Raw genomic sequence first — 12,676 nt, 5'->3', positions numbered from 1 at the left:
TCTCCTGATCGGGTTGGCGTGTCTAGGCGCGCTGCGTCACCACTGCTGGCAGCGTGGCCCGCATACGAATGGTTGCCGCCGGCTTATACGTGACCGGACCAGTGAGATGAATCCCCACGCGGCCTTCGGCCAGTACGGCCACCAGTTCCCGTAGCAGGAAGCGGGAGAGCATTGCCGCGGAACAGCTATGTGGGCCGTGGCCGAACGCGATGTGCTGGTTGGGCCAGCGCTCCGGCCTAAGCTGATCAGGCTCGTCGAACTTCGCCGGATCGCGGTTGGCTGCAGAGATCAGTATCAGTATGTCCTCCCCTCGGCGGATCTTCGTTCCCGACAGAACGGTGTCTGCCACACAGAGGCGTGTCGTGCCCTGTGAGGGCGACTCATGACGAAGGAACTCATGCACCGCCATGTCCAGCCGCTTCTCGTTCAAAGAGCCCGTCAGAAGCCCGGGGTCGCGTGCGAAGCCGTTCACAACGGTGCTGAGTGACGCAGGGAGGGAGGTGAACGCGTTCGCGATCAATGTCCTTACCGAGTTCAGGGTCATGGTTCTTTCCAGCCCCGCAGCCTCTGTCCTGTCCACCAAAATACGCAGCGGCTGCTCTGGGGTCATCGATGAAACCCAGCTCTCGATGAGCGCTGCCAGCCTTCGGTGTGCCTCCCGTCCGGGCTGGAACGCCTCGGGCACGAGGCCCGAATCCATGGCCCGGTGGATCGCCTCGCCCATGGGCCGTATCTCCGGTGTGTCGAGCGACGGAACCTCAAGAACCTCGGAAAGGAACCAGCAAGCCAGAGGTTCGGTGAAATTACGCACCAATTCCACCGGCGGGCCGGCCAAGCGCCCCAGCCTGTCAGAGATGTCCTGCCGCAGCGTGCGAGATAGATCCGGGGTGTGCACCTGGCGCAGAGTTGCCGCCAATTCGCGGTAGATCGCGGTGCTGTCGGGCGGATCAAGCGAATGCACACTCAACGCGCTATCCGGCATGGACTCTCCTCCGCGGCGCCAGTCCGCAGCGAAGTTCTCGTAGTCACCAAGGACGCGTCGGCACTCTTCGTAGGACGTGACGACCCAGCACTTCATGATCTCGTTCCAGCAGGGGCCACTGAGTTCCCTCATAGCCGCATACGTGGGGTACGGGTCGCGGACAGTCTCGGGGTCCAGCGGGTCGTAATGAACGAGGGACTCTCTCACAGCTGCGCCTCCGGTCGGTCAAAGGACAGCGGAAGCCGGTCAGGGTAGCGAAGGGTGGCCCGGGGCAGCCTTTCGGGAGCGCCGGCGAGACGCAGGTGGCCTCGAGTCTGCGTCAGGCTCTCCAAGAGGGCCCGAATCATGATCCGGGCGAGAATTGCTCCCGAGCACCCATGTATCCCCCAACCAAGAGCCAAATGCCGATTTGGTTCTCTGGTAAGCAAGATGTCGTCCGGATTCCTGAACTGTTCCGGGTCGCGATTTGCCGAACCCAGCAGCGCCAAGGCCAGGTCCCCCCGCTTGATCGTGACACCGCCAATAGTTGTGTCCTGCACACAGGCTCTGGTCGTTCCTTGGACGGGTCCGTCGAAGCGCATAAATTCGTCAACCCCGCTGCTCAGGACGTTACTTATACGCACCTGCTCCAAGGCGTCGGGGTGGGTTGCCAGAGCAAGTGCGGCGTTGGCCGCAGCGCCTACAGCTGTACTGAATCCGGCAAGGAAGAGTACACGCGCGCTGTTCCAGACGGCTTCCCGCGACACCCCCGCGCCCTGGGCTCCGCCCAGCACCTCACCAAGCAGGCCCCCAGTGTCACAGGCGTCGAACCAGCCGGCGATCTGGTGATTGAGTTTCGTCCGCGCTTCGAGGGCGGGGGCGAGCACCTCGGGAAGCAGTCCTGCATCCATACCGCGGGTCATCGCGTCCGCAAGTGCGGCGAAATCGCGCACTGGTGGCTTGGCGATTCCCAACAGTTGGCACACGCCGAGGAGGGCGACAGGGCGGGCCACTTCCGCTGTGAAGTCGAAGCTGCCGGCGCTCCTGGACCTCCGGCTCATGATTCCGTCGGCCAGGTCACGGATGTCGGCCCCGATCCGGTCCAGTTGCTGGCTGCGCATGGCCACCGTGAACAGCCTGCGGACGGGGGTGTGTTCGGGAGGGTCCAGCTCCTGAAGACTGGAGGCCGCCCCCGTTTCCTCGTGCCCGGCCCTGGTCCAGTCGCTGGCAAAGGTGTCCGAGTCAGTGAGAAGTAGCAGACAATCGCGATATCGAGTCAGCACCCAGGAATTCATGCGGCTGCTCCAGAAAATCGGAGAAGACTCCCGCATTTTTGAGTACATGGGGTACGGATCTTCAATTGCGGCAGGACTCAGCGGGTCGTAATCCATGCGTACCCCTCCGACAAGGTCTGCTTCGTTGGTAGAAGGTGGACGGGGGCGCCGCTCGCAGCGGCGCCCCCGTCGGAGACATCAGTATGCGTAACGCATGATGAGCTCCTTTCGTCGGACGTCTCATCACGCTTGCGGACCGTTCTTCAAGCGCTCACTGATACTCGCAGTCGCCGGTAAAAGAGCGCTAAAAAAACGCCTAAAACGAAAGTTCAATCATTTTGCCCGGTCGGCATGTTCAGCCATAAAGCCAGCTATGCCGTCCAGCGCAGGGTCGACTTCGAGCATCGATCGATGTAAATTCTGTACCTTTATCGAAGGGTCGATGCCGAGTTCCTTCGCCAGATAGTTGCGCAGTTGCTGATAGGCGGCTAGGGCTTCTGCGCAGCGACCGCAACGGTAAAGTGCGAGCATGTACTGGGCGTGAAACGTCTCGTTGGTCGGGTACTCCGACACCAGGACTGAGAGTTCCGCGGGAAGTTGATGGTGGAGGTTGAGCCTGAATTTGACCTCTACGCGTTGCTGCAGCACCGACAGTCGGCTCTCCTCTAGAAACGTCACCGTCGGCTCGAGCAGCGGGCCTGCCTGTATGTCGGCCAGTGGCTTCCCTCGCCAAATATCCAAAGATTCGGTCAGCAGCCGTTCTGCCAGCCTGTCGTCTTTCTGACCAAGGGCCTTGCTGCCGGCCGAAGCAAGGCGTTCGAACTCATGAATGTCCACATCTCCGTGCCGCAGATTTAACTGATATCCATTCTGTTTGGTCACCAGGACTTTTTCAGCGACGGCTTTTGTTGTCCATCTAAGGACTCGGGCCAGACACTTTCGGAGCTGTACGATGTACGTTTGGAGGGCAGTCCGCATGCTCACTGGTGGTCGATCGCCCCAAAGTTCCTGAGCAATAATGGTAAGGGGGACTGCTTGGTTCGACTGCAAAGCGAGCAGGGCGATCATTTGGCGTTGTTTCGGTGCGGTGAGTCGAGCGGTCTGGTTGGATTCCGGGACCGTCGTTAGACGGAGTGATCCCAGAATATCTATTCGGATACGCTCGGAACTCCGAACTTCTGACACTCCTACTACCTCGATCCAGTCGCAGGACTTCGCAGAAACCATCTAAGCCGTGACTGCCGGTTGGCAAAACGACGACAACAATGGGAAAGAACGACGGAGTTTTACCTTCGTTCATCCGCCCCCGGGCGGCAAGGGCGCCTGCGGCGCAAAAGTTTAGATCGGTGACAAATTGGCCCGTTCAGGCCGCTGCTGCGTTTCTCGATTTCGGTAGCGTCGAGCCGGGCGAATATGCCACTGACCTGCGACGTGTGCGCGTGCAGCTACCGACTCTCTGCGGTGAGTGACGCACGCTCCAACGGAGGGCCTCGAACGCCCCCGGTTGGCATCACTGCAGGTCGAGGCAGCCAGCGTGCCTGTCTTCGGGGGGTAGTGCACGGAGGAGCCGAAATGGCTAAATGGCGCCGCTCAGGTGCTCCCGCCGTCTTCGCGGTGACGAGCGGGGCCCGGAACTGCCGTATGAGGGCTCTTGTCGGATGAGTGATTGGCAATCACCAATCACTTACGCCATGCTAGCAGCCATGCACCGAGACTCCCTCTGGTTCCATCGAGAGTTCCGTCAGCTATGGGCGGGGCAGACGGTCAGTCAGTTCGGCACGTACGTGGGACAGACCGTGCTGCCCCTGCTCGCGGCGACGACGTTGGAGGCGTCGCCTTTCCAGATGGGGGTTTTGACTGCGGCCGGGACAGCCGCCTTCCTCCTGATCGGTCTGCCAACCGGGGTGTTGGTGGATCGCGTACGCCGCAAACCCGTGATGTTGACAGCGGACTTCACGCGAGCCGGCCTGTTACTCACCGTCCCAATAGCCGCCTGGGTGGATGCCTTGACGCTCACTCAGTTGGTCGCCGTGGCCTTGCTCACCAGCGTGGCCACCGTCCTCTTCGATGTCGCCTACCAGTCCTATCTTCCGTCCCTGGTGGGGCGTGCCCAGCTCATGGACGGCAACACCAGGCTCCAGTCCAGCCTTTCGGCTGCTGAGGTCACCGGTCCCGGCGTCGGCGGCGGACTCGCGCAACTGGTCGGCGCAGCCACCGCCGCCCTGACGACCTCTGTCAGCTATCTGATCTCCGGCCTCCTGCTGCTTCGTATCCGGACCCCCGAGCCCCGACCCGCTGGCCACGACGGCCTACCAGTGCGCGCACAAATGAAGGAGGGCCTGGAGTTTGTACTCGAAGAGAAGTCCTTGAGAGCTATTACTGTCTCCACTGCCCTCTCCAACCTGGCGATCACGGTTCTCCTGTCGATGCAGATCCTCTTCCTTACCCGGGACCTCGGTCTGACGCCAGGCGCAGTCGGTGCTGTACTGGCTATGAGCAGTGTGGGCGGGTTACTGGGAGCAATCACCGCGGGTCGGTGTGCCACATGGATCGGTCCCGCCCGCGCCATCTGGCTGATCCCACTCGTTATCTCGCCAGTGGCGTTGGTCGTACCCCTCGCCGAGGCCGGCTGGCTGACCGCCCTATGCGTACTCGGCCTTGCCCTGCGGGCGTACGGCACCACGGTCTTCAACGTCGTCAACGTCAGCTACCGGCAGGCGATCTGCCCCGGCCGACTGCTGGGACGGGTCAACGCCACGGTACGTTTCATCACCTGGGGTGCAATGCCCGTTGGCGGCCTGCTCGGCGGTATTCTGGGGGGCTGGATCGGCGTACGGGCCACCCTTTGGGTTTCGTGCTTCGCGCTCGCTATGACGCCACTGCCGCTCCTCCTGTCCCCACTGCGCACCCTGCGGGAGTTTCCTGCGGTTCAGGACCAGGAGGCCCCCTCCCGAATCTGAGCAGTGGCCACTCACAGACGCGCTCGGAGGGCTATCACAAGCTTTGGTAGAGGGCGATATACACCGCTGTCCGCTCGGTATCCGGCGCTACGGGATCGTGATCGAACTCCTCAAAGAGCTCATCTAGTCGACGCTCGTACTCCTCCCGCCGCTTCGGTGTCAGGTCCAGAACGAAGCGGACCTGGTCGACGTCTTTCGTGTCGAGCTCATCCACCTCGGACAGGAACGCCTCCAACATCGCCTCGGCGATAGGACCTTCGTTCCGGGGACCCCGAGCCCAGGGAAGACCCTTGGACCGATAAGGAATCTCCTTGGCACCCCGGTTCCCCCGGCGAGGTGACTGCGGCTCCAGGAGCCCCGCACTCACCAGCTTGCGTACATGGTGCAGTGTGGTCGCGGGATCCCTACCCAACCGCTCGGCGAGCTCCTTGTTCGTCATAGCCTGCCTGCGCGTGAGCCGGATGATACGCAACCGAACACCCGATGCGAGGGCACTCGCCCGCACCTCGCCGGAGTCCCGGCGCTGATTAGTCATGCCCCGAGCGTAAGGGCCGGATCCGCCGAGTACGCCACAGCCCGTCGACGCGGCGTGACCGACACCGACCGCCTCCACGGTATCGAACTTGCGTAGAACGTAGTTCGGAACACTCGGCTTCCGCAGCCAGTGTCCACAACTCGCAGCAGGGGCCAGCGGCAGGTCACCCCCCTGAGGATTCGCTCCATTGCGGCTTGTTAGGTCCGGGCACGAGGCGCAGAGACGACGGCCTGAAGCTGGGGACCTCGGGGGCCGCACCGTAGACCCCGTCCGACGGCGGGAGGAGCTGGGCTCGAGCGCGTTCACCGCAGGGTGTCCGCTGCCGAACGCGCGGCACCCGCCCAGCGAGCACCGCCGGGCGGGTGCGGTGGTGCGGGCTCAGGCGGGGGTGATGTTCTCCGCTTGGGGGCCCTTCTGGCCCTGGGTGACGTCGAAGTTCACCTTCTGGCCTTCCTGAAGCTCGCGGAAGCCGGAGCTGGCGATGTTGGAGTAGTGGGCGAAGACGTCGGGGCCGCCGCCATCCTGCTCGATGAAGCCGAAGCCCTTTTCCGAGTTGAACCACTTGACGGTTCCGCCAGTCATTGTGCCCTCCAAGGGGACTCGAAGTCGGTTCCCGCATCGTGCGGGAATCGGAGGTGATCGCCCTGGTCCTCAGAGACTCTGAACAGCAGAATCGCCCGTCAGCGTGCGCACGGGCGACCGGTACTTCGGAACCACGACAGCTGAACCTGACGCTACACGGAGAGGTCCGTCCTCACCGCAGAACGCTCAGGTCACAAGCGGCCCGAGTCGTCCGTTCAGCCGCGTGACTGTTGGCGGCCACGGGGCGTGCTCTTCTGCGGCCGTTATCCACAGGACCGTGCTCCTAGGTTGATCCATAGCCCCGCCGTGACCATGTAGGCGCGTTTTTAGGAGACGAACATGCAGCCAAGGACGACAGCGCACGAGACCAGTGGCTTTTGTCGACAAGAACAGCAGTCAACGACTCTGCGAGGCCAAATTGATGCGGCTAATGCAAGAACCCAGATGTCGGCCTCAAGGGTAACGAACGCGCAACGGTTCGGAGCTGTCGTTGAGACACTCACTCGCGCGCTTCGTAGTGGATCACTCTTGGGTCCCACCTGGGTGCTGCTGCGACAGATGGGGGTCTGAGACATGCGAGCTGTTCATAATGTTGAGCGGGCAGCGCCTGGCCTCGAAGGTCTCCGCGATCGGCTCCGTCCGGTATGCCCTCTGCTCGGGGTTCGCCGCCCATGCCCGCTTCCATCACTGACGTGCTCGACTCTTCAGTCACTGACCTTGCTGCGGGACTGGTACAGCAGGTCCTGGTACTCGGGGTGCCGGCTGATCCAGCCCGCGAAGAAGGGGCAGGTGGCCAGCACCCGCAGGTTCGCGGCGCGGGCCTCGTCAAGGGCGGTGCGGGCCAGCGCGGACCCGACTCCCCTGCCCTCGTACTCCGTCTCGACCTCGGTGTGCACGAACGCGACGAGTTCCGTCGTACGGATGTACTCCACGACCCCCGCCACCTTGGACTCTCCATCGACGCGGGCCTCGTAGCGCTTCGCCTCGGGCACGTCACTCACTTCGACCGTCATGTGTCCTCCTCGTGTGCCTGATCCCGCTCGACTCGGCGGAATCGCGTCAGTCAGGACATCACCTTAACTCCATCAAGTTGATGCATCAACTTAACCCTCCACGAGGGCGCCCGCACCCGCAGAGCGGGCACGCGGTGCCGGAGAATTCGGCGCCACGTGCCGACATGGCCATGGTTGGCCCCCTCATTCCGCAGCGAGAGCTCATGGCCGGCAATTCCCTGGAAGTCGGCCCGCAGGAGACGCGGCTCGCACCACTCGCCCTTGACTCCGGACCGGAGGACTTCGGCGGATTCTCGACCGTCCGACGGGCACCGATCCCGGCGCCTTCCGGCTCGCGCACCAAGGCGGGGCCTGAAACCGAGGCATCATGGGCACGGCGGACGTGGCTTCGTCGAGGGTCGCGTCATCGCCACTGCGAGTAGATGAGCTGTCAACGATTTCGTTAGACTGCCGCTATGGACGCACCGCCCCGCTGGCTCGACCCGGAAGAGAAAGCCGCCTGGGACAGCTTCATCCGTATGCAGGAGACACTCATCGGACGGCTGTCCCGCCGTATCCAGGCCGACTCCGGAATGTCCGCCTCCGACTACATCGTGCTCGCCAGCCTCACCGAACGGGGCGGCGGACGGATGCGCTTCCTGGATCTGGCCAAACTCGTGGAGTGGGAGAAGAGCCGAATGTCCCACCAGGTCACGCGGATGGCGAAACGCGGGCTCGTGGAGAGGGAGGAATGCCCCGACGACGGACGCGGAGCATTCATCGTCGCCACCCCGGCCGGCTACGAGGCGATCGAAGAGGCCGCACCCCAGCACGTCGAGCACGTCCGCCGCCTGTTCATCGATGCCCTGACCCCGAACCAGCTCAGTACACTCGCCCGGATCTCCAAACGTGTCCTGGACCACATGGAGAAGCAGCCGGACTGACCGGGTGAGGGAGGCGCGGCTCCCTGGATCGCGGGAGGTAAGCCCTGCGCCGGCTCGGCGAAGACGTCCTGGTGTGCGGGTCGCCAGCCGGGTTCCTGACGGACGCGCGCACCGGTGAACTGTCGGTCCGGGATCAGAGGGCCGACCAAGAGGCCAACCGTCCCGCAGACCTTCCTCGAGCGTCAGATGGTGTCTCGTGCCAGGAACTCCGGCCGCGCGGCAGCCGCCTCGGCGAGGGGACCGCCCGACGAACTCCAGGCCGTAGCGCACACCCTCAACATTCGGCACCGCAAAACACTCGGATGGAAAACCCCGGCCGAGGCACTCAACGACCATCTGCACCCGGCCCAGAAACCCGGTACTTCGATCACCCATTGGATCCGCCCAGGACGCACCCTTCGGCGACGAGCCGCCCGATCAGCTCCTGCACTTCGCCCGCCGGGCCCGCGCGATGGGCCGCTCGCTACAGGGCGACCGAGGCTCGGCAGGCTCCGCCGGCTCACCGCCGTCGGCGGCCGCGGAGTCGCTGTCGATCATCAGGAGCCACGCTGGTGAGTCCGCCCGATCAACCGCAGCCGCGGGTCGATCGTCGACGACTTCAGAAACCACGCCGGCTACTGCCAGGCCCACCCATCCGTCCTTCATCGCGTCGAAGACAGCCGGAGCTGGGTCGAGGTACGACGTTGCGCGCGAGGATGAGACACGCTGATCCGAGGGCCTGGGCGGTCACCACACCTGCTGTATCAGACGCAACATTGTTGAGTCTGCCTGCCAGGGCGCAGGTCAGCGGCCGGTGCAACTCCGGCCGCTGACGCGTACTCGGGCCCACGACCAGTGAAAAAGGCTATCTCGCCGCCGCGAGGATCGTTGCATCTCATGCAATTCATGCCGTTTTCACTGATTCATCTTTTCGCCGGCAGGTCAGGTGCGGGTCCAGCGTTGGTTGCTGCCGTTCGAGCAGGAGTAGAGCTGGATCAGGGTGCCGTTGACGGTGGCGTTTGCGGCGGCGTCAAGGCAGAGGCCGGATTGGACACCGACGATGGATCCGTCGGAGTTGAGGCGCCATTTCTGGTTGTCGCCACCCCAGCAGCTGTAGATCTGGGCCTTGGCGCCGTTACCGGTCCCGCCGGCATCCAGGCACTTGTCGCCGTAGACCCTGAGCTCGCCTGCGTCGGTGTAGGTCCACTGCTGGTTGGTGCGGTCGTTGCAGTCCCACAGGTTGACCTGGGTGCCGTCGGTGGTGGTGCCGCCGGTCACGTCCAGGCACCGGCCTGAACCGACGCCCTTGATCTGTCCGGAACCGGCCGGGGGTGTGGTGGAGGTCGCGTTGAGTGCGTTGAGGACGGAGGTGTAGGCGGGCTTTTTGCTGCCGTCGCCGTTGAACAGAAGCGGCGAGTGCTCCGGTCGCCAGGAGTCGGTGTCGCGCACACCCCAGACGGTGATGCCGAGGCAGCGCGGGACCGCCAGGCAGTCGTTGGTCACGTTGGCGTAGGTCGTGGCCGAGGCACCCTGGATGTCGAGCTCGGTGATGGCCACATCGACCCCGAGGGCGGCGAAGCTCTGCAGGGTGGTGCGGAAGTTGCTGTTGTAGGGGCTGTCGTTGTTGAAGTGCGACTGGAAGCCGACGCAGTCGATCGGCACGCCGCGCTGCTTGAAGTCTCGGACCATGGCGTACATGGCCTGAGTTTTGGCCCAGGTCCAGTTCTCGACGTTGTAGTCGTTGTAACAGAGCTTGGCGGCCGGGTCGGCGGCGCGCGCGGCGCGGAAGGCGACCTCGATCCAGTCGTTGCCGGTGCGCTGCAGATTGGAGTCGCGCCGGGCTCCCGAGCTGCCGTCGGCGAATGCCTCGTTCACGACGTCCCACTGGGTGATCTTGCCCTTGTAGTGGGCCATCACGCCGTTGATGTGGTTGGTCATCGCCTGGCGCAGCGTGCTGCCGCTGAGGCTCTGCATCCAGCCGGGCTGCTGGGAGTGCCAGGCCAGGGTATGACCGCGCACCTGCTTGCCGTTCTGCACCGCCCAGTTGTAGACACGGTCACCGGCCGTGAAGTTGAACTGGCCCTGCTGGGGTTCGGTGGCGTCGATCTTCATCTCGTTCTCGGCCGTCACCGAGTTGAACTCGCGACCCGCGATCGTCGTGTACGCCGAGTCGTTGAGCCTGCCAGAGGCGATGGCGGTACCGAAGTAACGGCCGCTCTGCGCCGCCGCGCCGCCCAGCGTGCTCTCGGCGGCGTGTGTGGTCTGCGGCGCCACCAGCACGATGGTCGAACCGAAGACGCCGACGATCAGCGCCGAACACAGACCGCCGATCTTCCGACGGACGGTGAGTGGGCGAATGGCATTTAAGCCCATGGCTGAGCCTCCAGGTCAGAATTACGGAAGGATTGAAGCGCGGCAGAATCAATCCGCGTCAACGACGCCCACGCCCATCAATCAAGGACGCTCACCACCAGGGCGTAACGATCCGAGGCCGGAATTCAGCTCCCGACACCCGGACAGACGGGCGACACCACCTCGGCACTCAGTGTGGAAACCCCGCAGGAACATGTCAAGACTTTCGAAGGAGTTTCGAGGCTGCTCCTTCGCCCTATCCCGGCATCGGCTTTCGGACGCACAAAAGGCGATCGAAGAGATTTTGACGGGAATCACTCGAGCTGGGCCGTTCATGGAAAGGCCGCTTACGGATCGCATGTGAAGTCACGCTCCCGGCTTCGAAGGGGTGACCGATCCAGGGCGAAGAATATCGGCGTCCCCGAGATACGCGCTGAAGGAACTAATTGTTTACGGCGGCCCTTTCCTCAGGAGCCGCCGATCGGGCCTGCCCAGCGGGCACCGCCGCGCGTTGCCCGCATCGGCCCGGGAGCGGCAGCTCGTCCGCACCACGCTTCGGGCCGAAGGTGCCGGCGATGAGGGCGCAGACGTGCCAGGTGGGTCCTGTGCCGGGCGATCGACCGGCTCGTGACCGAGACGACGGGGTGCTCGGCATCGGACTGAGGAGTGACCAGTGGGCCGCTCCAGGATCACGGGCCCGTGGTGCTCAGACCCTGACCGGTCGCGCTGTCACGGTCCCGGCCCGGCGCGTGGGATCCCCATGGCGGCAAGGCCTACTCGGGCCGGATCACCGCGAGCGCGTCGCGGATGGCGAAGTAACCCGGCTTGACCGCGGACACAGTGGCTCGCTCGAAGGCTGACATCGACGCACCTTCCGGAAGTGGTCCGAGAATTATCGGGCGGACGACCACGCAAGTTACGGACACATGTAGGGGGTGTCAACGGCCAGGACCAAAAAGGCCGTTGACACCCCGGGGATCAGCGTGGCCGGTGCCGCGCCCTCACGTGCGCCGCGGACTCGCCGTGCTCGCCCTGACCACCAGTTCCGTCGCCAGCTCCACCCGCGGCAAGGCAGGAGCGACCGATCGGGCGAGGTCGAGGACGGCCCGGGCCGCCAACCTGCCCATGTCGGAGAGGGGCTGACGGACCGTCGTGAGCGGCGGTGCTGACCAGCGCACCTCCGGAAGATCGTCGAAGCCGACGACACTCATGTCCTGCGGTACACGCAGGCCGCGCCGGCGCAACGCCTCGATCGCACCGAGCGCCATCTGGTCGCTGGCGGCGAACACCGCGGTGGGTGGGGCCACCAGGTCCAGGAGCCGGTTGCAGCTGGAGAATCCGGTCTCCTGGTAGAAATCTCCCGGCACGATCAAAGAGTCGTCGACCGGCACGCCCGCGGCGTCCAGGGCGGCCCGGTAACCGTCGAGGCGGGCCCGCGAGCACAGCAGCCTCGGCGGACCCTCGATGAACCCGATCCTGCGGTGGCCGAGGCCCAGCAGGTGCTCCGTCGCGGACATCCCGCCGGTCCAGTTGGTGGCGCCCACGGTGGGGACGTCCATGGCGGGTGAGCCGGCCGGGTCGATCACCACCAACGGCACGCCCAGGAGACGGAGTTCGTCGTGGAGCCCCGGTTCGAGAACCGAGGTCACCAGGATCACGCCGTCGGAGGCGCGGGCCCGCAGGTTGGTCATCCACTGCTGCGCCGCGCCCGCCCGGTCGTGAATCGCGGAGACCACGGTCCCCACCCCCGCCTCGTGCGCGACCTCCTCGACGCCACGGATGATCTCGACGGCCCAGGGGCTGTCCAGGTCGTTGAAGACCAGGTCCACCAGCACCGCGCGGTCGCCGGGCGAGGTCGGACGGCGTTGATACCCGTGCCGGCGCAGCAGATCCTCGACGCGGGCCCGGGTGGCAGGCGAGACGTCGGAGCGCCCGTTGACGACCCGCGAGACGGTGGGTACGGACACCCCTGCCTCTCGCGCGATCTCGGTGATCGTCACCTTGGCCGGCCGGCCCGGGCCCTGCGTGGTCACCTTGCGCTGGACGCCTTCCCGGGCCACGCATCCACCTCCGTCGACATGTTCATCCGAAACCTCT

Annotated in this window: 10 protein-coding genes; 2 read left to right on the top strand and 8 right to left on the bottom strand. The window is 64.5% G+C overall.

The features are described from left to right. Window positions 1-22 precede the first annotated feature (22 nt). The 3 genes from ACFYQ5_RS12330 to ACFYQ5_RS12320 form a co-directional block, all read right to left on the bottom strand. A complete protein-coding gene (locus tag ACFYQ5_RS12330) occupies window positions 23-982 on the bottom strand; it encodes a cytochrome P450 (protein ID WP_389196734.1) in 960 nt (319 codons plus the stop codon). 203 nt (window positions 983-1,185) lie between these two features. Next, complete coding sequence (locus ACFYQ5_RS12325) at window positions 1,186-2,352, bottom strand: cytochrome P450 (RefSeq protein ID WP_389196732.1); 1,167 nt, start codon at window positions 2,350-2,352, stop codon at window positions 1,186-1,188. A gap of 216 nt (window positions 2,353-2,568) precedes the next feature. After that, window positions 2,569-3,117, bottom strand: coding sequence for an AfsR/SARP family transcriptional regulator (locus tag ACFYQ5_RS12320; RefSeq protein WP_389196730.1), 549 nt, complete (start codon window positions 3,115-3,117; stop codon window positions 2,569-2,571). 821 nt (window positions 3,118-3,938) lie between these two features. On the opposite strand from ACFYQ5_RS12320, the gene ACFYQ5_RS12315 reads away from it, so the two are divergent. Next, entirely contained in the window at window positions 3,939-5,195 is a 1,257-nt protein-coding gene (locus tag ACFYQ5_RS12315) for an MFS transporter (protein WP_389196728.1), read from the top strand. Window positions 5,196-5,229: 34 nt separating this feature from the next. Here the strand turns inward: ACFYQ5_RS12315 and ACFYQ5_RS12310 are convergent, their stop codons facing one another. From ACFYQ5_RS12310 to ACFYQ5_RS12300, 3 genes are all read right to left on the bottom strand, one after another. After that, complete coding sequence (locus ACFYQ5_RS12310; protein ID WP_389196726.1) at window positions 5,230-5,730, bottom strand: ArsR/SmtB family transcription factor; 501 nt, start codon at window positions 5,728-5,730, stop codon at window positions 5,230-5,232. 378 nt (window positions 5,731-6,108) lie between these two features. Then, window positions 6,109-6,312 (bottom strand): cold-shock protein, encoded by a 204-nt coding sequence (locus ACFYQ5_RS12305; protein WP_389196724.1) that lies wholly within the window; start codon window positions 6,310-6,312, stop codon window positions 6,109-6,111. A 704-nt stretch (window positions 6,313-7,016) separates the two neighbouring features. Continuing rightward, window positions 7,017-7,325, bottom strand: coding sequence for a GNAT family N-acetyltransferase (locus tag ACFYQ5_RS12300; RefSeq protein ID WP_389196722.1), 309 nt, complete (start codon window positions 7,323-7,325; stop codon window positions 7,017-7,019). A gap of 455 nt (window positions 7,326-7,780) precedes the next feature. Here ACFYQ5_RS12300 and ACFYQ5_RS12295 point away from each other — a divergent pair, with 455 nt between their 5' ends. Next, window positions 7,781-8,248: a MarR family winged helix-turn-helix transcriptional regulator gene (locus tag ACFYQ5_RS12295; RefSeq protein WP_389196720.1), complete on the top strand. Its 468-nt coding sequence runs from the start codon at window positions 7,781-7,783 to the stop codon at window positions 8,246-8,248. Between the two features lie 921 nt (window positions 8,249-9,169). Here the strand turns inward: ACFYQ5_RS12295 and ACFYQ5_RS12290 are convergent. Then, window positions 9,170-10,600, bottom strand: a complete 1,431-nt coding sequence (locus ACFYQ5_RS12290; RefSeq protein WP_389196718.1) for an endo-1,4-beta-xylanase — start codon at window positions 10,598-10,600, stop codon at window positions 9,170-9,172. A gap of 980 nt (window positions 10,601-11,580) precedes the next feature. Continuing rightward, complete coding sequence (locus ACFYQ5_RS12285) at window positions 11,581-12,639, bottom strand: LacI family DNA-binding transcriptional regulator (protein WP_389196716.1); 1,059 nt, start codon at window positions 12,637-12,639, stop codon at window positions 11,581-11,583. Window positions 12,640-12,676 lie beyond the last annotated feature (37 nt).

Source organism: Streptomyces sp. NPDC005794 (assembly GCF_042871445.1).
Lineage (GTDB): Bacteria > Actinomycetota > Actinomycetes > Streptomycetales > Streptomycetaceae > Streptomyces.
Note: the sequence above shows the minus strand (reverse complement) of the source record. Positions and strands in the feature narration are given on the sequence as shown.

What these genes read in the sequence shown, in the direction of transcription:
- ACFYQ5_RS12300 (WP_389196722.1), bottom strand. Translation starts at nt 7,325, where the DNA reads ATGACGGTCGAAGTGAGTGACGTGCCCGAGGCGAAGCGCTACGAGGCC.
- ACFYQ5_RS12305 (WP_389196724.1), bottom strand. Translation starts at nt 6,312, where the DNA reads ATGACTGGCGGAACCGTCAAGTGGTTCAACTCGGAAAAGGGCTTCGGC.
- ACFYQ5_RS12310 (WP_389196726.1), bottom strand. Translation starts at nt 5,730, where the DNA reads ATGACTAATCAGCGCCGGGACTCCGGCGAGGTGCGGGCGAGTGCCCTC.
- ACFYQ5_RS12295 (WP_389196720.1), top strand. Translation starts at nt 7,781, where the DNA reads ATGGACGCACCGCCCCGCTGGCTCGACCCGGAAGAGAAAGCCGCCTGG.
- ACFYQ5_RS12290 (WP_389196718.1), bottom strand. Translation starts at nt 10,600, where the DNA reads ATGGGCTTAAATGCCATTCGCCCACTCACCGTCCGTCGGAAGATCGGC.
- ACFYQ5_RS12315 (WP_389196728.1), top strand. Translation starts at nt 3,939, where the DNA reads ATGCACCGAGACTCCCTCTGGTTCCATCGAGAGTTCCGTCAGCTATGG.
- ACFYQ5_RS12325 (WP_389196732.1), bottom strand. Translation starts at nt 2,352, where the DNA reads ATGGATTACGACCCGCTGAGTCCTGCCGCAATTGAAGATCCGTACCCC.
- ACFYQ5_RS12330 (WP_389196734.1), bottom strand. Translation starts at nt 982, where the DNA reads ATGCCGGATAGCGCGTTGAGTGTGCATTCGCTTGATCCGCCCGACAGC.